Raw genomic sequence first — 20993 nt, 5'->3', positions numbered from 1 at the left:
GCGCATGCGCGCCTGGTTGGGCACGCTCAGCATCCGACATCAGCTGTGGGCGCTGTTCGGCCTGCTGCTGCTGACCGGCGCGACGGTGCTGGTGATCGATGAAGTCGCCCAGTACCGCGCACGCGAATCGCTGCTGAGCCTGCGCAACGATTCGCTGCGCGGTCTGCGCCGGATCAAGATGGTGTCCGACGCCTACGGCCTGGACGTGGTCGACACCACCTTCCGGGTGCGCAACTACCTGGTGCCTTGGCGCGAAGGCGTGGCCACCATCGACGGCGCGCGCGCCCGCATCGACGAAAGCTGGGCGGTGCTGGAACGGCTGCCGCGCACCGCCGAGGAAGAGGTGCATTTCCGCGCCGCCGGCCAGGCGCGCGTGGCCGCCGACGCGGCCGCGGCCGAACTGCGCGCGATCCTGCAGCGCGAAGACATGCCGGCCCTGGGCCGTTTCGCCGACACGCGCCTGTACCCGGCCATCGACCCGCTGACCCAGCGCCTGAAGCTGCTGTCCGATCTGGAAATGGTCGAAGCCGACAGCGTGGTCCACGCCGATATCGAGCGCAGCCGGCGCGTGAGCGCGCTGCGGATCGGGCTGTCGGTGCTGGCCCTGCTGGTCGCGGCCGTGGTCGGGCGCCGCGTGTTGCGCAATGCCTACCGCGGCATCGAAAGCCTGACTTGGCTGGCGCGGCGCATGCGCGAGCACGACTACACCGCCACCCCCAGGCACCAGCCGCGGGGCGAGCTGGCGATGGTGATGCAGGTGTTCCTGGACATGCGCCGCGACGTGCTGGGTTTCGAGAACGAACTCACCGGCCAGCTGATCCGCAACGAGCGCACCCGCGCCGAGCTGGAGCGGCGCGAGCGCTTCCAGCGCTCGCTGCTGGACGCGGCCCAGACCGCGATCGTCGCGGTCGACGCGCAGGGCTGCTTCACCCTGGTCAATCCCTTCGCCGAACAACTGCTGGGCTGGCGTGCCGCCGACCTGCTGGCGCGCGAACGCCTGCATGCGCTGTTCGAACCCAAGGCGCTGCAGGCCCTGGCCTACGAACTCGGCGACCGCCTGGGCCGGCCGGTGCAGGCCGACTGGACCGCGCTGCGCGAACTGGCGTCGATGCGGGCCGCGCCGCGCGAGGCCACGCTGCGCCATCGCAACGGCACCTGGGTGCCGGCCCTGCTGGCGGTGTCGGCGATGAGCGACGCCGACGGCGCCGACGGCGGCCTGCTGCTGGTGGCCGCCGATCTCAGCGCGATCCGCCGGCTCGAGCGCGAGCTGCGCGCGAGCGAGGCGCGCGCGCAGGACGCCAACCGCGCCAAGTCCTCGTTCCTGGCCGCGATGAGCCATGAGATCCGCACCCCGATGATCGGCGTGACCGGCATGATCGAAGTGCTCGCGCATTCGCGCCTGGACTCCGACCAGCGCCGCGCGCTCAACATCATCCAGCAGTCGTCGGCCTCCCTGCTGCAGATCATCGGCGACATCCTGGATTTCTCGAAGATCGAAGCCGGGCACCTGGAACTGTCGCCGACCGTGGTCGGCCTGCCGGCACTGTTGCGCAGCACGGTCGCCAACTACGCCGGCGCGGCGTCGAGCCGGGGGTTGAACCTGCTGTGCGAGATCGACCCGCGGATCGGGCCGGCGCACCGCGCCGACGCGTTGCGGCTGCGCCAGGTGATCGGCAATTTCCTCTCCAACGCGCTCAAGTTCACCGCCGAAGGCCTGGTGCAGGCGGCGCTGGAGTGGCAGTCCAGCGCCAAGGACGCCGACGGCACGGTGCGCGACACGCTCTGCTTCCGCGTCACCGACACCGGCATCGGCGTCGGCGAGGAACAGCAGCGGCATCTGTTCCAGCCGTTCCATCAAGCCGAAGGCGACACCACGCGCCGCTACGGCGGCACCGGCCTGGGATTGGCGATCTGCCGCCGACTGGCCGAGCTGATGGACGGCGAGGTCAGCATGGAAAGCCGCCCCGGCCTGGGCACGACCATGCGTCTGATCGTGACCCTGCCGCGCGCGCCGGAGTCGGAACTGCCGTCCGATCCGGAAGCCAGCGCGCCGGCCACGGTCGCGCTGCGGCCCATGCCCAGCCCCGAGCAGGCCGAGCGCGAGCGCAGCCTGGTGCTGCTGGCCGACGACCATCCGACCAACCGCATGGTGATCGCGCGCCAGCTCGCCCTGGCCGGCTACGCCAGCGAGTCGGCCGAGGACGGCCTGCAGGCCTTGGAGCGCTGGCGCAGCGGCCGCTACGCGATGCTGCTGTCGGACGTGCACATGCCCGGCCTGGACGGTTACGCCTTGGCCGCCGCGATCCGCGAGATCGAGCAAACGCAGGGTCTGGCGCGTACGCCTATCGTCGCCCTGACCGCCTCGGCGCTGAAAGGCGAGGCCGAACGCTGCCTGGCCGCGGGCATGGACGACTACCTGACCAAGCCGGTGTCGGTGGCGGTGCTGGCGACCTGCCTGCAGCGCTGGCTGCCGCACACGCTGGGCAACAACGACGCCGCCGCCGCCGCGACCGTGGCGCCGGCCGCGCCCGCGGTGCTGCCGCAACTCGGCCAGGTCCAGGCCTTGGACCGCGACGTGCTGGGCGCGCTCACCGGCGGCTCGCCGGCCGAGGCACGCGAGGTGCTCGAAGAGTTCCTGGCCGCGACCGTGCAGGACCTGGTCGCGCTGCACGCCGCGCGCGACGGCGGCGACGCCGTGGCTTTGACTCGCCAGGCGCACAAGATCAAAGGCGCCGCGCGCATGGTCGGTGCCGCCGAGCTGGCTCAAGTCGCCGAGGCGCTGGAAAACGCCGGCCGCCAGGGCGAATGGCTGGCGATCCCGCCGCTGGCGGACTATCTCGACGCCGCCCTGCAACGTCTGCGGCTGGCGGCCGCGCAGTTGCCGTCGGAGTGAATCCGCACGGGTTTCCCGCCGGCCGGATGGGGCCGGGCAGGATCGGCGCCGCATACGCCGGCGTCGGGTCGCGATCCGCCCGACTGCGTCGCTCCCGGCCGCGCCGGTCTGCGTTATCGTCGCGGTCCGATCCGCGGAGCCGCGCCATGACCTCACGCCGCCTGCCTCACCGTTTCCCGCTCGTCCTGCTGTGTGCGTTGTTCGCCGCCGGCCACGCCGCGCCCGCGCCGGCCGCCGACCGCGTCACCGGCAAGCCCTTCGCGACCCGCAGCGAGGTCTATGCCCCGCACGCGATCGCCGCGACCTCGCACCCGCTGGCGACCCAGATCGCGCTGGACGTGATGAAGCAGGGCGGCAGCGCGGTCGATGCGGCGATCGCCGCCAATGCCGCGCTCGGCCTGATGGAGCCCACCGGCAGCGGTATCGGCGGCGACCTGTTCGCGATCGTCTGGGATCCCAAGACCCAGAAGCTCTACGGCTACAACGGCTCCGGCCGTTCGCCCAAATCGCTGAGCCTGGCCGAGTTCCGCAAGCGCGGCCTGAGCGACGTGCCGTCCTACGGCCCGCTGCCGGTGACCGTGCCCGGCGCGGTCGACGCCTGGTTCGCCCTGCACGAGCGCTTCGGCCGCAAGCCCATGGCCGACGACCTCGCCCCAGCGATCCGCTACGCCCGCGAAGGCCACCCGGTGCACGAGGTGATCGCTTACTACTGGAACGCCTCGGTGCCGCGCCTGTCGAAGTGGCCCGGCTTCAAGGAGCAGTTCACCATCGACGGCCGCGCCCCGCGCACCGGCGAAACCTGGAAGAACCCGAACCTGGCCGCGACCCTGGAGAAGATCGCCAACGGCGGCCGCGACGCGTTCTACAAGGGCGACATCGCCCGCACCATCGACGCCTACTTCAAGGCCAACGACGGCTACCTGAGCTACGACGACCTGGCCTCGCACCACGGCGAATGGGTCGAGCCGGTCAGCAGCAACTATCGCGGCTACGACGTGTGGGAACTGCCGCCCAACGGCCAGGGCATCGCCGCGCTGCAGATCCTCAACATCCTGGAAGGCTACGACCTCACGCGCTACGGCTTCGGCAGCCCGGAACACGTGCACCTGTTCGCCGAGGCCAAGAAGCTGGCCTTCGCCGACCGCGCGCGCTGGTACGCCGACCCGGCGTTCGGCAAGCAGCCGGTCGAGCAGTTGATCTCCAAGCGTTACGCGCAGCAGCGCCGCAAGCTGATCTCGATGGACAAGGCCGCGCGCGAAGTGCAACCGGCCACGCCCAAGGAACTGGACGAGGGCGACACCATCTACCTGACCGTCGCCGACGCCGACGGCATGATGGTCTCGCTGATCCAGTCCAACTACCGCGGCATGGGCAGCGGCATGGCCGCGCCGGGCCTGGGCTTCATCTTCCAGGACCGCGGCGAGCAGTTCGTGCTCAAGGAAGGGCACCCCAACTCGTTCGCGCCGGGCAAGCGCCCGTTCCACACCATCATTCCCGCGTTCGTGACCAAGGACGGCAAGCCCTGGCTGTCGTTCGGCGTGATGGGCGGCGCGATGCAGCCGCAGGGGCACGCACAGATCGTGATGAACCTGATCGACTTCGGCATGAACCTGCAGGAAGCCGGCGATGCGCCGCGCATCCAGCACGACGGCTCCACCGACCCGGCCGGGCAGGCCACGGTGATGAGCGACGGCGGCGAGCTCGACCTGGAAACCGGCTACCCGTACGAGACCGTGCGCGAACTGATGCGCAAGGGCCACAGCGTGCGCTTCGCCAACGGTCCCTATGGCGGCTACCAGGCGATCATGGTCAATCCCAACGGCGGCTATGTCGGCGCCAGCGAATCGCGCAAGGACGGCCAGGCCGCGGGCTATTGAGCCGCGGCCGTATCGGCATGAACGACGATCGCGACATCGCGCTGTTTTCCTACGGCACCTTGCAGCTGGCCGAGGTACAGCGCGCGACCTTCGGGCGCTCGCTGCACGGCGAAGCCGATGCGCTCAGCGGGTATCGCCGCAGTTCGATCCGGATCGAGGACGCCCAGGTCGTGGCGACCAGCGGCGAGACCTATCACCCGATCGTCGAATACAGCGGCGATCCCGCCGACACGGTGCCGGGCACGGTGTTCGCGATCAGCGCCGAGGAGCTGGCCCAGGCCGACGCCTACGAAGTCGACGACTACGAGCGCGTCGAAGCGCCGTTGCTGTCGGGGCGCCGGGCCTGGGTCTACGTGAAGCGCAAAACCCGGTCGTAGGATGCGGTGAGCCGCAGGCGAACCGCATCGTCGCGGCCCCCGCTTCCCAAAAACTCAATCCGCCGGCACCGTGCGCGAGCGCGCCCACTCGCGCAGGCCTTCGACCTGCTCGGCCATCATCACCGACAGCGGACGGGTCTGCTTGAGCTCGGCGCGTAGCTGGAAATCCGACAGCGGCCCATTGGCCGCGTGCGCGGCGTACAGCGCGGCGACGATGGCCTGCTCGATCTCGGCGCCGGAAAAACCGTCGCTGGCCGTCGCCAGCGCGGGCAGGTCGAAACCTTCCGCGGCCAGCGAGCGCTTGCGCAGGTGCAGGGCGAACAATTCGATGCGCGCGGACGAGTCGGGCAGGTCGACGAAGAAGATCTCGTCGAAACGGCCCTTGCGCAGCAGTTCCGGCGGCAGCGCGTCGATCTGGTTGGCGGTGGCGACCAGGAACACCCGCGACTTGCGCTCGGCCATCCAGGTCAGCAGATAGCCCAGCACGCGCCGCGACACCCCGCCGTCGCCGTCGCCGCCGTCGCCGGCCAGGGCTTTCTCGATCTCGTCGATCCACAGCACGCACGGCGACAATTGCTCGGCCGAGGCCAGCGCCGCGCGCAGGTTCTTCTCGGTCTCGCCATGGAACTTGTCGTACAGGGTGCCGAAATCCAGCCGCACCAGCGGCACGCCGAAACCGGCCGCGACCGCCTTGGCCAGCATCGACTTGCCGCAGCCCTGCACGCCCAGCAGCAGCATGCCCTTGGGCGGGTCCAGCCCGGGCGGCGGCTCGCCGCCGGTGAACACGCCGCGGCGCTGTTCGACCCAGCGCTTGAGCCGGCGCGCGCCGGCGACGTCGCCCATGCGCGCGCTGTCGTATTCGTAATGCAGGTGGCCGGAGCGGTTGAGCAGCTCGAACTTGAGCTTGGCCAGTTCCGGCAGGTCGTCGGCGGCGATCGCGCCGTCGCGGAAAATCAGGTGGCGCGCGATCCGGCGCGCGTCGACCGGGTCCAGGCCCTGCAGGTTGCGCACGATCTGCTTGACCACTTCGGCGTCGACCTCGACCCGGCGGCCGCCGTGCTCGCGCATGTAGTTCTCGGCTTCCTCGCGCACCAGCTTGAGCAGGGCGTTGGCGTCGGGCAGGCGCGGCGTGTAGCGCACCGCCAGCGAGTCCAGGTCCGGCGGCAGCTCGACCTTATGCCCGATCAGCACCAGCACGTGCGGCTGGCAGCCGCGACGCTGCAGGATCTCGCGCAGCTGGCGCTGGGTGCTGGCGTAACCCAGGTAGGGATGGGCGTCGAACAGCAGATAGATGCCGCGCTGATCGGCGTCGCGGATCGCCTGCAGGGTCGCGGAGATATCCGGCGCGACCCGGGTCTCTTCGTCCTCGCGGTCGATATCGACCCGGCGCAGGCCCTCTGTGATCGACCAGCGGTACAGCGCGCGCCAGACCTGCATCAGCGCCTGCCGGAACAGTTCGACCACGCGGCCTTCGTCGCGGGTCTCGATCACGATCAGGGAGGTGTTGGCGCGGATCAGCGCGGTCAGGTCTTGCAGATCGGTCATGGAAGCGGTCTTCGAGGTCGCCGCCATGATATCGGCCCGCCGCGCGCGCCGCAGAACCCTTGAGCGCACACGCCGCAACCGCGACCATGGACGGATCGCGCCCGGCGGCGCGCCGACCGCGACCGCGATGGCCTTCGACGCCTTTGCCCTGGTGCTGGCCATGCTGGCGCTGGGTTATCTGTTCCAACGCCTGCGGGTGCTACCCGAGAGCGCGGCGCAGACCTTGAACCTGGTGGTGCTGTACGTCTGCCTGCCCGCGGCCGTGCTGCGCTACGCCCCGCGCCTGCACCTGGAGCCGGCGCTGCTGGGCGTGGCCGCGGTGCCCTGGCTGCTGCTGGCCGCGACCGTGGCCGCGGTCGGCGCGCTATCGCGCTGGCTGAAGTTGCGCCGCGACGAACACGCGGTGCTGTTGCTGACCGTCGCCCTGGGCAACACCAGTTTCCTCGGCTATCCGCTGACCCGCGCCCTGATCGGCGAACACGCGCTGCCCTATGCGGTGGTCTACGACCAGTTCGGCGCCTTCCTGATCCTGTCCACGTTCGGCTTGTGGGTGCTGGCGCGTTACGGTGGCGACAGCGCGCCCAACGCCCGCGACATGCTGCGCCGGGTGCTGCGCTTCCCGCCGCTGTGGGCGCTGCTGCTCGGCTTCACGGTGATGCCGGCGCAACCGCCGAGCTGGATCGCCGGCGGCCTGCAGCGCTTGTCGGACGCCTTGCTGCCGCTGGCGATGCTGACCATCGGCCTGTCGGTGAAGCTGGCGTTGCCACGCGAGGAGCTCAAGCCGTTGGCGGCCGGCCTGGCCCTGAAGCTGGCCCTGATGCCGGCGCTGGCCTGCGTGCTGGTGCCCTGGCTGGGCCTGCACGGCGAAATGGCGCGCGCGACCGTGCTGGAATCGGCGATGCCGCCGATGGTCACCGCCGGCGCGCTGGCGATCGCGCACCAGCTCGCGCCGCGCCTGGCCGCGGCCATGGTCGGCTACGGCCTGCTGCTGTCGCTGATCACCTTGCCGCTGTGGGCGCGCGTGGCGGTGGGTTAGGGCGCGCAGGGGGAACGGCGGCTGCGGCGGCCCGGCTGGAGGAGCGCGGCTTGCGAACGAGTGCTCCGCCGGGTGGCTTGCCCGAGGATCCCGGGCAGCGCGCCCTGATCCAGGCTGGCCGCCGCCTGGTCGAAATCGCCCCCGCCCCGTGATAGCCCCGGCCCCACCCCCGGTGTACGCTGCGGCTTCCGCCTAGAGGGAGCTCGCATGAAGACCGTGCTGGTGGCCAGTTCCAAGGGGGGCGTGGGCAAGACGACCATCGCCACCCATCTCGCCGCGCAGTCGGCGCTAGAAGGCCTGCGCACCGCGCTGGTCGATGCCGATCCGCAAAACTCCTCCACGCGCTGGGCGCAACGCCGCGCCACGCTCGAAAGCGCGGTCCTGCCGCTCGACGGCACCCGCCGCAAATCCTGGCGCAAAGCCCTGCCCGAGGACACCCAGCGGATCGTGATCGACGCTCCGGCCGGGGCCATGGCCGAGGACCTGGAAGCCTTCCTCGACGTCGCCGACGCGGTGGTCGTGCCGGTGCAGCCCTCGACTCTGGACATCGAAGCCACGGTGCCGTTCCTGGACACCCTGGCCCGGCACCCGCGGGTCCGCCGCGGCCAGCTGCGCGTGGGCCTGATCGGCAACAAGCTCAAGCCCTGGACCAATGCCTCGCAGCAGGCGGTGGAACTGCTCAGCGAATGGCCTTACCCGATGGTCGGGCAGCTGCGCGACAGCCAGGCCTATGTGGTGATGACCGCGTTGGGCAAGAGCCTGTTCGACTACCACTCGGCGCAGATCCGCGAACACCAGGCCGACTGGCAGTCGCTGCTGAAGTGGCTGAAGAAGTAAGCGCTGGCGGGAACGAAGCGATGGCCATGAGGTGCCGCGCCCTGGCGTTCACACGACCGGCGCGGCCGCATGGCTACCTTTCTGCGTCGCCGACAGGCATCCTGCTTACCCAGTGCTCGCGCATCGACGCGTTGCCCGTTCCTTCCACTCGCAAGCGGCCCAATCCATGCGCGAACTGATTCTGCTCCGCCACGCCCATGCCGAGCCGGCCGCCCAAGGGCAGGCCGATCTGGACCGGCCCCTGTCGGCCGAGGGGCTGGCCGAGGCCGAGGCCGCCGGCCGCTGGCTGGCCGAGAACAAACTGGTGCCCGATTGCGTGCTGTGCTCACCCTCGCGACGCACCCGCGAAACCCTGGAGGCGGTGCTGGCCGCGATCGGCTACGTCGATCAGCGCATCGAACCGTCGATCTACGAGGCCACCCCGGGCACCTTGATCTCGCTCGCCGACCTGCACGTGGAGGCCGAGCGGCTGATGCTGGTCGGCCACAACCCGGGCCTGGAACGGCTGGCCGCGCTGCTGCACAGCGGCCAGTCCGGCGACTACCGCGGCATGCCTCCGGGCGGCGTCGCGGTGCTGACCGTGCCGGCCGACACCAGCCTGGAACCGGGCGTCGCCCAGCTCAGCGCCTTTTGGTGGCCGTGAGGCCGCAGCGCCCGACGGCCGCACGCACCCTCGCCGCGATCGGCTTCCTGTGTTCCGCGCTGGCCTGCGCGCCGCTCGCGGCGCAGGCGCCGGCACCGATGTCGTCGGGTTTCGATCCGTTCTACACTCGCTTCGGTTTCGAGCTGCGCACGCGTTGGGGCCAGCGGGTCGAAGGCACCTTCCCCAGTTACGAAGGCGAAGTGACGGTGCTGCCCGACGGCCGCCACCAGGTCCGCATCGCGCTGGCCACCGGCGCGGTCAAGGTCGCCGACTCGGCGCGCTATACCGAACTCGCGCGCGGCCGCCGCTTCTTCGACTCGGCGCGCTACCCGCGCATCGAATTCCTGTCCGAGCCGCACGCGGCCGAGCTGGTGCGCGAAGGCGGCAAGCTGCGCGGCCGCCTGACCCTGCACGGCGTCAGCCGGATGGAGACCTTCGTGCTCGCGCCCAGCCTCTGCCTGAGTCCCGGCAAGGACTGCGACGTGATCGCCCACGGCAGCGTCAGCCGCGACGACTACGGCCTGGACGGCTGGCAGCTGGCCTTGAGCGATCGGGTCCGCTTCACCCTGCGCGTGCGCCTGCAACACGACCTGATGCGGAGTCCGGCGCCGTGAAAGCCTGGCAACGCACCACCCTGGTCGCGCTCGCGCTGAGCCTGTCGGCCTGCGCCGGGCTGTCGCAGGCGCAACGCGATCGCGCGACCGAGATCGTCGTCGCCGCGCGCCCGACCCAGATCGACTGCACCGCCATCGACGCTTGCGCCCAGCCCTCGCCGCTGCGCGACCTGGCCACGCGTGCGCTGGCCGAATCCGGTCCCGACACGCCGCGCCACTACGCCCTGATCCTCGACCACGGCCCGGACGCGCTGCTCGCGCGCATCAACCTGATCCGCAGCGCGACCACCGCGATCGATCTGCAGACCTATATCTACGACGAGGACGACGCCGGCCGTCTGGTCCTGGACGAGCTGATCGCGGCCGCGCGCCGCGGCGTGCGCGTGCGCCTGCTGCTGGACCAGTTGGCCGCGTTCAAGCACATCGAGACCCTGGCCGCACTGTCCGGCACGCACGCCAACTTCGAGGTCCGGCTGTACAACCCGGTGCTCAAGCGCGCTCGCATCACCTATCCGCAGTACCTGCTGGCCGCGGCCTGCTGCTGGCGCCGGCTCAACCAGCGCATGCACACCAAGCTGCTGCTGGTCGACGGCGCGGTCGGCATCACCGGCGGGCGCAACTACCAGGACGACTATTACGACTGGGACGACGAGTACAACTTCCGCGACCGCGACCTGCTGGTGGCCGGGCCGGCCGCGCGGGTGATGGACGAGGACTTCGTGCGCTTCTGGGGCGATCGCCGCAGCGTGCCGGTCGAGCGCCTCAAGGACGTGGGCACCTATCTGATCCGCAGCGGCGTGCCGAAGCTGCCGACGACCGCGTTCGAACGCCCGGAGCGCGCCCAGGCCATGCGCCGCGATGCCGGCGACGCCGGGCTGGTGCGCGAACGCCTGGTCGCGCATGCGCTGGCGGTGGGCCAGGTGCGCTACATCGCCGACTCGCCGGAGAAGCACCGCGGCAACGGCATCGACGGCGCCCAGTCCTCCGCTTCGCTGCGCGGCCTGATCGAATCGGCGCAACGCGAAGTGCTGCTGCAGACGCCCTATCTGGTGCTGTCGGACGCCGCCCAGGCCCTGTTCCGCGATCTGCGCAAGCGGCCGGCGCCGCCGCGCGTGATCGTCTCGACCAACAGCCTGGCCGCGACCGACGCCTTCATCGCCTACGCCCTGTCGTACAAGTACAAGCGCCGCTACCTGCGCGAATTCGGCTTCGATATCTACGAGTACAAGCCGTTCCCGGCCGACGCGCCGATCGACATCGCCACCACCGGCGCGACGCTGCCGGACCTGGGCCTGGACGACCTGCCGCCGGAGCCGGCGCCGAGAACGCTGCGTGAGCAGCGCCTGGATCGTTCCAGCGTGATCTCGCGCACCCAGTACCGCACGCCGCTGTCGCGCGAATACGCGGCGATGCGCTACGCGCGCCGCCGCGCCAACGAGCCGGTGCCGCTCAAACGCGCCGGCGTGCGCATCGGCATGCACGCCAAGTCGATGGTGATCGACGAGCGCATCGGCGTGGTCGGCACCCACAACTTCGATCCGCGCGGCGACCGCTACAACACCGAGAGCGCGGTGGTGATCGACGATGCCGTGTTCGCGGCCGAACTCGCGGCCAGCATCCGCCGCGACATCAAGCCGGAAAATTCGTGGGTGATCGCGCGCCGCGACAAGCCGCCGGTGTTTTCGGGGCTGGAGTATTCGCTGGGCAAGGTCTCCGAGCAGCTGCCGCTGTTCGACCTGTGGCCGATGCGCTATGCGACCAGCTACGAATTCGTGCCCGGGCCGGACTGCCCGCACCCGCTGTACCGCAACCAGCCCGGATTCCGCGCCTGCTACCGCCCGGTCGGGGACTTCCCCGAGGTCAGCCTGGGCCCCAAGCGCCTGATCACGCGTATTTTCACCGCCTTCGGGGCGGGCCTGGCGCCGATTCTATAAGCCCCGGGCGCCCGGTCATGGCGTCCTAAATCATTGATATTTCAGGAAACTGTCCCGGCATCGGTCCGGGACGGTGCGCGTCTGTGCGCGTCCGGAGCAGGTCACATCCCCCGGCATAGGTCGTCAGTCATGGGCCGATCGATGCAACCGCGGGCCCGCGAATCTCATCTCTATCAGCAAGTTCCAGTGTTGCAGCCCGCCGCAAACAGACAGGTCTTTGGTGGGGTGACTTCCGGCATATGGAACAAGAGGCCAGGTGTTGTACTCTACCAACACACCGAAGCACTATCACTCCCCCACCGACCCAGGACACCGCCATGAACGTCTCCAAGCTCTTCGACCGCAACGTCTCTTCCACGAGTAGCCAGAACCGCAACGCTCCCGTCGCCCCAGTCCGCCACGTCCACCGCGAACGCGACTTCGGCGTCGGCTACGGCAACAGCTCCGGCTACGCCAGCAGCCGCCGCTACACCGGCAACGACTGGGCCCAGCCGCGCTTCCGCTGCGCTTAACCCACGGTGTCGTCCTGGTCGTGTGTCGGTCCGCTCCATAAAGCCGGGACCGGCGCGCTGCGCCCCTCTCCACGCAGTGCGCCGGTCAGAAGGCCGAGCCCGCCGACTGTAGTCCCCAGTCGCGCCGTCTTACCCCCTAAACGCAGGGCAGCCCCGATTCCCGGCTAAGGAATCCCCCGGCTGACCCTGCGTTCTTTTCGTCCGCGCCGCACGCCTGGGCTATCGTGGCGCGATGACCGCCGCCGCTACCCGACCCGTATTCCGCCGCCCCAGCAGCCTGGAGCAGCTCAACGCCAGCTCGCGCGATACCGCGATGGAGCCCCTGGGCATCGTCTTCACCGAGATCGGCCCCGACTACCTGCGCGCGACCATGCCGGTCGACGCCCGCACCCACCAGCCCTACGGCCTGCTGCACGGCGGCGCCTCGGTGCTGCTGGCCGAAACCCTGGGCAGCAGCGCCGGCATGATGGCGGTGGACGAGGGCCAGGGCGTGGTCGGGATCGAGATCAACGCCAACCACCTGCGCGGCGTACGTAGCGGCATCGTCACCGGCACCGCGCGGCCGCTGCACATCGGCGCGCGCACCCAGGTCTGGGAAATCCGCATCGAGGACGAATCCGCGCGCCTGGTCTGCATCTCGCGCCTGACCGTGGCGGTGATCGCGCGTTGAACCGCCGTCAGCGCTCATCGCCGCCGATTGCGCGCGAGCGCGCTCGCCACGCCCCCGGCGCTTCGGTATCGTGCACAGGATGAATGCGCCGTCTCCCCACGCCGGCGCGGCCGCGCCCTCCGGTGCGCAGGCCGCGCGCGCGCTGCGTTACCTGATCCGTGTGCCGTTGCTGACGTGGCATCTGCTGGTCGACCTGCCGCTGGTACTGCTGCTGATCTCGCCCCTGACCGCCGGCATCCCGGTCGGCGACGAGCGCCTGGAACACCGCGTGATCCGCGCCTGGTCGGCCGGGCTGATGCGCATCTTCGGTTTCCGCCTGCGCCGGGTCGGCACGCCGCTGCCGGGCGCGGCGATGTTCGTCGCCAACCACGTCAGCTGGATCGACATCGAGGCCCTGCACAGCCAGCGCATGATGGGCTTCGTCGCCAAGCGCGAGATTTCCGGCTGGCCGGTGGTCGGCTGGCTGGCCGCGCGCGGCGAGACCATCTTCCATCACCGCGGCAGCACCGAATCGCTGGGCGGCGTGCTGCACGAAATGCTGGCGCGCCTGCGCGCCGGGCGTTCGGTCGGCGTGTTTCCGGAAGGCGGGACCCGCGGCGGCGGCGAGATCGGGCCCTTCCACGCCCGCATCTTTCTGGCCGCGGTCGAGGCCGGCGTGCCGGTGCAGCCGGTCGCGCTGCGCTACGGCGAGCATGGCGAGGCCCAGACCGTGGTCGCGTTCCAGAACCGCGAAAGCTTTTTCGCCAACTTCGTGCGCCTGCTCGGCGAACCCTCGCGCCGCGCCGAGATCCACTTCCTGCAGCCGATCCTGCCCGGCGAGACCGACGGCCGCCGGCGCATCGCCGACCTCGCGCGCCAGCGCATCGTCGAGGCGATGGGGCATTGAACCCCGGCGCCGGCGATGCCTACGATGAAGCCGCGCGCCCCCACCATGCCTCCGCCCCGATGCTGACCGCCGCCGACTACCGCCCACCGCGCTGGCTGCGCAACGCGCACCTGCAATCGCTGCTCGGCTCCAGCCCGCTGCGTCGGCGCCGCGCCGAACAGCGCCTGGCCGAACTGGGCGCGACCACCACCGAACACCTGATCGACGGCGGCGAAGGCGTGCGCCTGCACGGCCTGCACAGCATCGTGCCCGGCACCGAATCGCGCGGCCTGGTGCTGCTGCTGCACGGCTGGGAAGGCAGCGCCGAATCCAACTACATGCGCATGACCGCGGCCGAGCTGCTAGGCCGCGGCTTCGAAGTGTTCCGGCTCAACTTCCGCGACCACGGCGACACCCACCACCTCAACGAAGGCCTGTTCCACTCCAACCGCATCGGCGAAGTGCTGCACGCGGCCCGCGACGTGACCCAGCGCTTCCCGCGCCGGCCGATGTCGGTGGCCGGCTACTCGCTGGGCGGCAATTTCGCCCTGCGCCTGGCCCTGCAGGCGCCCGAGGCGGGTCTGCCGCTGACCTACGCAGCCGCGATCTGCCCGGTGCTGGACCCGGCCCGGACCATGGATGCGATGGAGCAGGGCCTGCCGATCTACCTGTGGTACTTCGAGCGCAAGTGGCGCGGCTCGCTGGCGCGCAAGCGCGAGCTGTTCCCGCAGTTCCACGATTTCGACGACAGCACCCTGGGCCTGCGCATGCGTTCGCTGACCCAGTGGATGGTCGAGCGCCACACCGAGTACGGCACCCTGGACCGCTACTTCGACGGTTATTCGGTGGCCGCCGACCGACTGTCGCGCCTGCAGGTGCCGGTCAGCATCCTGATGGCCGAGGACGATCCGGTGATCCCGGTCGAAGGCTTTCGCGCGCTGACGCTGCCGCCGAATGCGCAGCTCGAGATCGCGCCCTGGGGCGGGCACTGCGGGTTTCTGGAAAGCGCGCGCCTGGATGGGTTTGCGGAGCGTTGGATCGCCGATCGGCTGGAGTCGGCCGCATCGGCCTGATGCCCCAAGCTTCCACCGTTCCCTTCTCCCGCCGCCGTTCCCTTCTCCCGCTGGCGGGAGAAGGTGCCCGCAGGGCGGATGAGGGCAGCGCCAGGCGGTGAAACTCCACCCAGCTTCGCCCCTCACCCCACCCCACACCCCGGCCCGACCGCCAGCGGTCGGGCGTTCGGCGCAGCGCGAGCCGTGGCTCGCAAGCGCTGCCCCTCACCCCGCAAGCGGGAGAGGGGCTTAAGCGCCGCGTCTGTAACCGCGCCCTGCAGCGTGTAGCTTCGATTCGCCCGCCATTCCCTTCTCCCGCTGGCGGGAGAAGGTGCCCGCAGGGCGGATGAGGGCAGCGTTGGCGGTGAAACTCCCCCAGCTTCGCCCCTCACCCCACCCCCCACCCCGGCCCGACCGCCAGCGGTCGGGCGTTCGGCGCAGCGCGAGCCGTGGCTCGCAGGCGCTGCCCCTCACCCCGCAAGCGGAAGAGGCGCCAATCGCCGCCCATACGCCGCCGCCCGCCCGGCCCCGATCCTCCCGCTACAATGCGGGTTTGGCCTGAAGTCCCCAATCCCATGTACGAGACCACCCTCGATGCCCTGCGCCGCGGCGCGTCGGCAGAGGCCCTGTCCGCCGCCCAGGAACTGGTGGCGGCACAGCCGCAAGACCCGCATGCGCACCGACTGCACGCCGCCGCGCTCCGCTCCAGCGGCGACCGCGACGCCGCCATCGCCGCGATCGACCAGGCCATCGCGATCGCGCCGGAAGACGCCAATCTGCATCTGGAACGTGCCGGCCTGCTGCTCGACGGCCGCCAGCTCGACCAGGCCCAGGCCGCGCTCGCGCAGGCGATCGGTCTGGACCCGAATCAGTTCCCCGCCTACGTGGTGCAGTCGCAGCTGGCGATCTCGCGGGGCGACCTCGACGAGGCCGAACGCCTGATCCGTACCGCCGCGCGCATCGCCCCGGACCACCCGCAGGTGGCCGCGGTCGAAGGCACCCTGATGCTGCGCCGCGGCGATGCCGACGGCGCGCTGGCCCTGCTCAGCGGCGCCGCCGAACGCGCGCCCGACGAACCGCAGCTGCGTCACGCGCTCGGTTTCGCCTACCTCGCCAAGGGCCACTTCGCTTTCGCCGAACAGGCCTTCCGCGGCCTGATGGAGCGCACCCCCGCATCGGCGCCTTCGCTGCGCGTGCTGATCGTCGAATTGCTGCGCCGCCAGGGCCGCTCGGCCGAAGCCGCCGACGAACTCGCGCGCACCGTCGACGTCGACGCCAGCCCGGGCATGCAGCGTTGGCTGGGCGAGATCGAACTCGAAGCCGGCCGCGCCGACAGCGCCCTGCCGCGCCTGCGCGCCGCGCTCGCCGCCGAACCGCGCGACCGCCGCACTCTGTCGGCGCTGATCGAAGTCTGGCGCCGCCTCGGCGACGCCGACGACGCCCGCAACACGCTGGAAGCGGCCCTGGCCACGCATCCGCAGAGCGACGACCTGTGGCGCGCGCGCCTGCTGTTCGAACCGTTCGCGGGCGACGAAGCGCTCGGCATCGTCGAGCGCTGGATCGACGCGATGCCCGACTACATCCCGGCGCTGGAAGCGCGCGCGACCATCCACGACCATCACGGCGAGCGCGAACAGGCCGACGCCATCGCCCATCGCATCGTCGAGCTCAACCCCGGCGATACGCGTTCGGAACTGCGCATCATCGACAGCCTGATCCAGACCGATCCGGACGCTGCGGTCACGCGTGTGGAGAGCCTGCTCGCGCGCGCGCCGGACGAGCAGGTCAAGTTGAACCTGCGTCATCTGCTCGGCCGCACCCTCGACCACGCCGGCCAGCCCGGCGCGGCCGCCGCGACCTGGATCGAGCTGCAGTCCGAAGCCGCGCCGCAGCGCCTCCCGCTGCCGCCGGTGACCACGCCGCGTACCAACTGGCCCGATCTGGCGCCGCTGCCGGAAGACGCGCCGGGCGTGCTGCTGCTGTGGGGCCCGCCGGGTTCGCTGGTCGAGCGCCTCGCGCAGACTTTCGACCTCGCCCAGGGCCCGCTGCGCGCCGACCGTTTCGGTTCCAACCCGCCCAACGACCCGCTGCAGCGCTACGGCACCGCCGAAGCCCTGCTCGACGGCTCGATGGATCCGGCCTACCTGGTCAACCTGTGGCGCGCCGCGCTGCCCACGCGCGGCGTCAACGACGGCGCGATCTTCGACTGGCTGCTGTGGTGGGACAACTCGCTGCTGCTGGCGCTGCGCCCGCACCTGCCCGAAGCGGTGCTGATGATCGCCCTGCGCGATCCGCGCGACATGCTGCTGGACTGGCTCGCCTACGGCGCACCGGCGCCGTTCCGTCTGGAATCGCCGGAAGCCGGCGCGCGCTGGATGGCGATGGTGCTCAACCAGGTCGCCGCGCTGCACGAGCAGGACCTGTTCCCGCACCGCCTGATCAAGCTCGACGATATCTCGCAGGACCCGCAGGGCCTCGCCGTGGCGATCGCTCAGGCGCTGGAAATCGGCATCGCACCGCCGCCGATCGAAGCCCTCGGCCCGCAGCGCTTCGCCCCCGGTCATTGGCGCGCGTTCGCCGAACCGCTGGCCGAGGCCTTCGCCGTGCTGACGCCGGTCGCCAAGCGCCTGGGTTATCCGGAAGCCTGAGTTCGCCGCGTCCGGATGGGCGCGCGATTTCACAGACGCGGGATGCGCGCATCCCGCGTCGGATCGCCGGAGAGGCTGAGCGAGAACGCCTAAGGCCGGCCGATGTTCGTCTCGGACAACAGCGGCTCCGAAAGACTGGTGAACGGCGCCGGCAAGAACTCCAAGCCTCTGCGTCGCACCCGCCATAGCCATCACCCGGTCGACGACGCCAAGGCCAATGCGGAAGCCTTGCTCACGATGCGTTCGGACATGGGCCCGCGCATCGTCCTGTAGTAATTTGTCCGCTCAGCCGATGCCGTGATGCGCGCGGGTCGATGCGATTCCCTGCCTGGAGGCGGTATGCAAATCCACAGCGACAGTTTCCAACGCGGCCAGCGCCTGGCCGCCGAGTTCGCCGCCGGTCAGCCCACGGCCGACGGCTACGGCTTCGCGCCGAACCGCAATCCGCATCTGGCCTGGACCGACGCGCCCGCGGCGACGCGCTCGTTCGCGCTGCTGTGCGTCGACCCCGACGTGCCGACGGTCGCCGAGATGGTCGGCCGCGACGACGTGCAGATCCCGGTCGAGCAGCCGCGCACCGATTTCTGCCATTGGGCGATGGCCGACCTGCCCGCCGACCTGCGCGAAATCGCCGCCGGCAGCTGCAGCGACGGCGTGGTCGCGCACGGCAAAGCCGACCCCGCCGGCCCGCGCGGCGCGCGCCAAGGCCTGAACGACTACACCGGCTGGTTCGCCGGCAACGCCGATATGGCCGGCGACTGGCGCGGCTACGACGGCCCGTTCCCGCCGCCCAACGACCTGCGCCTGCACCGTTATTTCTTCCGCGTGTTCGCGCTCGACGTCGAGCGCCTCGACCTGCCGGAGCGCTTCGGCGCCGCCGACGTGCTGCGCGCGATGCACGGCCATGTCCTGGCCGAGGCCTCGACCTACGGCACCTATTCGCTGAACCCCGCGGTCTCCAGCTAAGGCCGCCCAGGCGTTGGGGGACGCCATGCAGATCCGATTGCCGCGCCTGACCGTGATGACGGCGCGTGGGCGCGACAGTTTCGAACGTACGCAACTGCAGGCCATGGAAGCCGTCGCGGCATTGACGGTGCACGCGGTGCCGACGGCGCTGAGCCGGCCCGCGTTCGCGGAGCTGTGCGGCGGTGCCGATATCGTCGGCCTGACGCCACGCGCCATGCCGGATTTGGATCGCGACAGCATCGCGGCGGTGTCCGGACTGCGCGCGCTCGCCGTCCACGCGACCGGCACGGAGTGGGTCGACGTCGACTACCTGCGCGCGCGCAACATCGCGTTCGCCAGCTGCACCGACTATTCGGCGCAGACCGTCGCCGAGCACGCCATGGCCATGGTGCTGACGCTGAGCCGCCGCACCCATCTCAGCGACCGCATCGCACGCGGCGAGCTGGCACGCGAAGTGTCCCTGCGCGGCTGGGAACTCGCCGGCAAGCGCATCGGCGTGATCGGCTACGGCCAGATCGGCCGTCGGATCGGCGCGCTCGCGCAGGCGTTCGGCATGGAACTGGTATGGACCGATCCGGCGCTGGCGCCCGATGCCGCCGCACGCTCCTTGGCCGAACTGCTGGAATCGTCCCACGTGGTGATGCTGGCCTGCAGCCGCGAGCGCAACGCACCGCCCTTGCTGGGCGAGGAACAGCTGCAGCGCATGCGCCCCGGCGCCTATCTGATCAATCCGGCCCGTCGCGCGCTGGTCGATCCGGGCGCGGTGCTCGAAGCGATCGCGGCCCGGCGGCTGGCCGGATACGCGGTGGACGACTACGTCTTCAGCGATGCGCAAACGCGGCATCTGGAACCCGGCCGCATCCTCCAAAGCGGGCACTCGGCCTGGTACTCGGACGAAGCGATGGCGCGCGGCCTGCAGCAATGGGTGGAATCGCTGGTCCGGCTGGCACGGGAATTCAGACATGACTGACACCGCGATCGGCAGCGCAACGGCGCCGGACCTGAGCAAGCTGTCGCAGCTCCGCCGGTGCTTGTTGTGGGCGAGTTCGCTGGCGCCGCTGGCGTTCGTCGCCTTGCTCCTGGCGCTGCGCTGGCCGCAGTACTGGCTCTGGATCAATTTCGAGCAGACGCCGATGACCAGCCTGGAAGTCGCGGTGATGGCGTCCACGGCGATGCTGGCGTTGCTGGCCGGCTCGCGCGCCTGGTTGTACGGGCGGCCGCATGCGCAAACCTGGTGGCTGCTGGCGGCGGCATTCCTGTTCTTCGCGCTGGACGATCGTTTCGCCCTGCACGAACGGCTACGCGATCGCTTCCTGGCGCCACACGGCGTGTCGGTTCCGCTGCTGCCGTGGGTATCGCCGGGCGACTTCGTCGTCATGCTGTACGCCGCCATCGGATTGCTGTTCCTGCCGCGCGTCTGGCGGATGCTGGGCGCGCATGCCGGCGCGCGCCTGCGTCTGGGCCTGGGGCTGGCGGTGGCCGTGGTCGCGGTGTCGCTGGACACCATCGACCTGGGCCTGCTGCCGGTCCAATGGCAACGGCTGGAGCAGACCATCGAGGAATGCCTCGAACTCGCCGCGCAGGTGCTGTTTCTGCAAAGTTTCCTGTGCGCGCTGATCGGCGACGTCGCCGCTGCGCATGCGCAAGTTCCAGCGGCCGGCTCTGCTGTCGGTACCCGAGCGGCCGGCGTATCGTAAGCAGCTTCGATCGCAGCCAGGAGTCGAAAGTGCAGCCAGCACAGGCCGGCATCCCCATCCACGGCGATCCGCTGGCGATCGTCACCGGCGCCAGCCGCGGCATCGGCGCGGCGATCGCGCGCAAGCTCGCCGCCGACGGCTATCGCGTGCTCGCGGTCGCGCGCTCGCACGAGGCGCTGGACGCGCTGGTCGATACCCTGGCGACGCCCTCGCTGGCGCTGGCCTGCGACCTGAGCGAGCCCGCCGCGGCGCAACGCGTGATCGAACTCGCGCTGGAACGGCACGGCCGCATCGACGCCCTGGTCAACAACGCCGGCGCGACGCCGCGCGGCGACTTCCTGTCGTTCACCGATGCCGACTGGCAGGACGGCTTCGCGCTCAAGTTCCACGGCGCGATGCGCCTATGCCGGGCGGCGTGGCCGCATCTGGTCGCGACCCAGGGCCGCATCGTCAACATCGCCGGCATCGGCGGCCGCACCGGCAGCGCCGAGTTCGCGATCGGCGGCGCGGTCAACGCCGCGCTGCTGAATCTGAGCAAGGTCCTGGCCGACCGCGGCATCGCCGACGGCGTGCGGGTGAACGCGGTCAATCCCAGTTCGATCGCGACCGAGCGCACCCAGCGCCGCATCGAGGCCCTGGCGCGCGAGCGCGGCATCGAACCGGCGCAGGCCGCGGCCGAGCTCGCCCGCCAGCTGCGCGTGGCCCGCTACGGCACGCCCGAGGAGGTCGCGCAGGTGGTCGCGTTCCTGCTGTCGGACGCCGCCAGCTACATGCAGGGCGCGATCGTCGACGTCGACGGCGGGCAGACCCGCACCCTCTAGCCCGGG

At 70.7% G+C, this 20993-nt stretch carries 19 protein-coding genes; 18 read left to right on the top strand and 1 reads right to left on the bottom strand.

The window, feature by feature from the left end; translation table 11 throughout:
* The first annotated feature begins 4 nt into the window (after positions 1–4).
* The 3 genes from ASE10_RS18965 to ASE10_RS18955 all read left to right on the top strand — a co-directional run bounded on the left by ASE10_RS18965 (position 5) and on the right by ASE10_RS18955 (position 5147).
* Entirely contained in the window at positions 5–2893 is a 2889-nt protein-coding gene (locus ASE10_RS18965; protein ID WP_056306181.1) for an ATP-binding protein, read from the top strand.
* 146 nt (positions 2894–3039) lie between these two features.
* Positions 3040–4770: a gamma-glutamyltransferase gene (gene ggt / locus ASE10_RS18960; protein ID WP_055905308.1), complete on the top strand. Its 1731-nt coding sequence runs from the start codon at positions 3040–3042 to the stop codon at positions 4768–4770.
* Positions 4771–4787: 17 nt separating this feature from the next.
* A complete protein-coding gene (locus ASE10_RS18955) occupies positions 4788–5147 on the top strand; it encodes a gamma-glutamylcyclotransferase family protein (protein ID WP_055905797.1) in 360 nt (119 codons plus the stop codon).
* A 54-nt stretch (positions 5148–5201) separates the two neighbouring features.
* On the opposite strand, the gene ASE10_RS18950 is transcribed toward ASE10_RS18955, so the two are convergent.
* Positions 5202–6692, bottom strand: a complete 1491-nt coding sequence (locus ASE10_RS18950) for an AAA family ATPase (protein ID WP_055905305.1) — start codon at positions 6690–6692, stop codon at positions 5202–5204.
* Between the two features lie 127 nt (positions 6693–6819).
* Between ASE10_RS18950 and ASE10_RS18945 the strand changes: the two genes are divergently transcribed.
* The 15 genes from ASE10_RS18945 (at position 6820) to ASE10_RS18880 (ending at position 20987) form a co-directional block, all read left to right on the top strand.
* Positions 6820–7728 carry an AEC family transporter gene (locus tag ASE10_RS18945; RefSeq protein WP_055905794.1) on the top strand — a complete coding sequence of 303 codons (909 nt, stop codon included), beginning with the start codon at positions 6820–6822 and terminating at the stop codon, positions 7726–7728.
* Between the two features lie 207 nt (positions 7729–7935).
* The gene (locus tag ASE10_RS18940; RefSeq protein ID WP_055905302.1) at positions 7936–8565 is read left to right on the top strand and encodes a ParA family protein; all 630 of its coding nucleotides are present in this window, start codon (positions 7936–7938) and stop codon (positions 8563–8565) included.
* A gap of 166 nt (positions 8566–8731) precedes the next feature.
* Entirely contained in the window at positions 8732–9208 is a 477-nt protein-coding gene (locus ASE10_RS18935; protein WP_055905299.1) for a histidine phosphatase family protein, read from the top strand.
* Positions 9205–9822, top strand: coding sequence for a YceI family protein (locus tag ASE10_RS18930; protein ID WP_235565850.1), 618 nt, complete (start codon positions 9205–9207; stop codon positions 9820–9822). The genes ASE10_RS18935 and ASE10_RS18930 overlap by 4 nt, the downstream gene beginning before the upstream one ends.
* Positions 9819–11756, top strand: a complete 1938-nt coding sequence (locus ASE10_RS18925; RefSeq protein ID WP_082586151.1) for a phospholipase D family protein — start codon at positions 9819–9821, stop codon at positions 11754–11756. The genes ASE10_RS18930 and ASE10_RS18925 overlap by 4 nt, the downstream gene beginning before the upstream one ends.
* 317 nt (positions 11757–12073) lie before the next feature.
* A complete protein-coding gene (locus ASE10_RS18920) occupies positions 12074–12268 on the top strand; it encodes a hypothetical protein (protein WP_056101243.1) in 195 nt (64 codons plus the stop codon).
* Positions 12269–12500: 232 nt separating this feature from the next.
* Positions 12501–12938 carry a hotdog fold thioesterase gene (locus tag ASE10_RS18915; protein WP_055905294.1) on the top strand — a complete coding sequence of 146 codons (438 nt, stop codon included), beginning with the start codon at positions 12501–12503 and terminating at the stop codon, positions 12936–12938.
* Positions 12939–13017: 79 nt separating this feature from the next.
* Positions 13018–13824, top strand: coding sequence for a lysophospholipid acyltransferase family protein (locus tag ASE10_RS18910; protein ID WP_055905291.1), 807 nt, complete (start codon positions 13018–13020; stop codon positions 13822–13824).
* 62 nt (positions 13825–13886) lie between these two features.
* Positions 13887–14876, top strand: coding sequence for an alpha/beta fold hydrolase (locus tag ASE10_RS18905; protein ID WP_055905785.1), 990 nt, complete (start codon positions 13887–13889; stop codon positions 14874–14876).
* Between the two features lie 554 nt (positions 14877–15430).
* Positions 15431–17503: a tetratricopeptide repeat protein gene (locus ASE10_RS18900; RefSeq protein WP_056101241.1), complete on the top strand. Its 2073-nt coding sequence runs from the start codon at positions 15431–15433 to the stop codon at positions 17501–17503.
* Positions 17504–17605: 102 nt separating this feature from the next.
* The gene (locus ASE10_RS20620) at positions 17606–17776 is read left to right on the top strand and encodes a hypothetical protein (RefSeq protein ID WP_157481118.1); all 171 of its coding nucleotides are present in this window, start codon (positions 17606–17608) and stop codon (positions 17774–17776) included.
* A gap of 66 nt (positions 17777–17842) precedes the next feature.
* Positions 17843–18469, top strand: a complete 627-nt coding sequence (locus ASE10_RS18895) for a YbhB/YbcL family Raf kinase inhibitor-like protein (protein ID WP_055905284.1) — start codon at positions 17843–17845, stop codon at positions 18467–18469.
* 25 nt (positions 18470–18494) lie between these two features.
* Entirely contained in the window at positions 18495–19439 is a 945-nt protein-coding gene (locus tag ASE10_RS18890) for an NAD(P)-dependent oxidoreductase (RefSeq protein ID WP_056306179.1), read from the top strand.
* The gene (locus tag ASE10_RS20865) at positions 19432–20166 is read left to right on the top strand and encodes a hypothetical protein (RefSeq protein ID WP_056306177.1); all 735 of its coding nucleotides are present in this window, start codon (positions 19432–19434) and stop codon (positions 20164–20166) included. Before ASE10_RS18890 ends, ASE10_RS20865 begins: the two co-directional genes overlap by 8 nt.
* A 29-nt stretch (positions 20167–20195) precedes the next feature.
* Positions 20196–20987, top strand: a complete 792-nt coding sequence (locus tag ASE10_RS18880; protein ID WP_055905274.1) for an SDR family oxidoreductase — start codon at positions 20196–20198, stop codon at positions 20985–20987.
* Positions 20988–20993: the final 6 nt, after the last annotated feature.

Source organism: Lysobacter sp. Root76 (assembly GCF_001428685.1).
In the GTDB taxonomy this organism is placed as follows: Bacteria; Pseudomonadota; Gammaproteobacteria; order Xanthomonadales; family Xanthomonadaceae; genus Lysobacter.
The sequence above is the reverse complement of the archived record's forward strand: the minus strand, read 5'-3'. Positions and strand labels throughout refer to the sequence as shown.

Excerpts from the sequence above, each read along its gene's own strand:
- ASE10_RS18965 (WP_056306181.1), top strand. The coding sequence starts at position 5 with ATGCGCGCCTGGTTGGGCACGCTCAGCATCCGACATCAGCTGTGGGCG.
- ggt (WP_055905308.1), top strand. The coding sequence starts at position 3,040 with ATGACCTCACGCCGCCTGCCTCACCGTTTCCCGCTCGTCCTGCTGTGT.
- ASE10_RS18955 (WP_055905797.1), top strand. The coding sequence starts at position 4,788 with ATGAACGACGATCGCGACATCGCGCTGTTTTCCTACGGCACCTTGCAG.
- ASE10_RS18950 (WP_055905305.1), bottom strand. The coding sequence starts at position 6,692 with ATGACCGATCTGCAAGACCTGACCGCGCTGATCCGCGCCAACACCTCC.
- ASE10_RS18945 (WP_055905794.1), top strand. The coding sequence starts at position 6,820 with ATGGCCTTCGACGCCTTTGCCCTGGTGCTGGCCATGCTGGCGCTGGGT.
- ASE10_RS18940 (WP_055905302.1), top strand. The coding sequence starts at position 7,936 with ATGAAGACCGTGCTGGTGGCCAGTTCCAAGGGGGGCGTGGGCAAGACG.
- ASE10_RS18935 (WP_055905299.1), top strand. The coding sequence starts at position 8,732 with ATGCGCGAACTGATTCTGCTCCGCCACGCCCATGCCGAGCCGGCCGCC.
- ASE10_RS18920 (WP_056101243.1), top strand. The coding sequence starts at position 12,074 with ATGAACGTCTCCAAGCTCTTCGACCGCAACGTCTCTTCCACGAGTAGC.
- ASE10_RS18915 (WP_055905294.1), top strand. The coding sequence starts at position 12,501 with ATGACCGCCGCCGCTACCCGACCCGTATTCCGCCGCCCCAGCAGCCTG.
- ASE10_RS18910 (WP_055905291.1), top strand. The coding sequence starts at position 13,018 with ATGAATGCGCCGTCTCCCCACGCCGGCGCGGCCGCGCCCTCCGGTGCG.
- ASE10_RS18900 (WP_056101241.1), top strand. The coding sequence starts at position 15,431 with ATGTACGAGACCACCCTCGATGCCCTGCGCCGCGGCGCGTCGGCAGAG.
- ASE10_RS20620 (WP_157481118.1), top strand. The coding sequence starts at position 17,606 with ATGTTCGTCTCGGACAACAGCGGCTCCGAAAGACTGGTGAACGGCGCC.
- ASE10_RS18895 (WP_055905284.1), top strand. The coding sequence starts at position 17,843 with ATGCAAATCCACAGCGACAGTTTCCAACGCGGCCAGCGCCTGGCCGCC.
- ASE10_RS18890 (WP_056306179.1), top strand. The coding sequence starts at position 18,495 with ATGCAGATCCGATTGCCGCGCCTGACCGTGATGACGGCGCGTGGGCGC.
- ASE10_RS20865 (WP_056306177.1), top strand. The coding sequence starts at position 19,432 with ATGACTGACACCGCGATCGGCAGCGCAACGGCGCCGGACCTGAGCAAG.